1 protein-coding gene is annotated in these 388 nt (G+C 73.7%); it reads right to left on the reverse strand.

The window, feature by feature from the left end:
• A partial coding sequence (locus tag AC1DYK_RS36145) for a hypothetical protein (protein WP_478170646.1) occupies positions 1 to 247 on the reverse strand: 247 nt, incomplete at its 3' end.
• Positions 248 to 388: the final 141 nt, after the last annotated feature.

The following is a 388-nucleotide window of genomic DNA, read 5'->3' on the forward strand; positions in this document are numbered from 1 at the left end:
CGACGGTGGGCGCGATCCCCGGCTCAGTACCTGCGGGCAGCACCAGCGACGCGGCCCTGCGGGTACGTGCGCGCAGCGCGATCGCGGTGCCCAGCCACTCGGGCAGCGAACGGCGGTGCCTGCGGAGGACGGCGAGCAGCACCAGCGCAGTGGCGACCGCGCCGGCCGGAACCAGCAGCAGAGGCTCGATCACCCAGGACACGAGCAGCAGCGCGGCCGCGATCTCGATCAGTACGAGTTGTTGCAATCGGAACGAACCGAAGTGTCCGGGGCGTCCGTTCAGCCGCGGGACGGCTTGTTGGCCGGGTCCGGAGGAGCCGCGCGCCGGTCCGCCGGGCGGGTACGGGGAGGATGCCGCTCCGGTGGGTGTACGGGCTGCGGGGGGCGG

Source organism: Variovorax sp. P2_H12 (assembly GCF_056403395.1).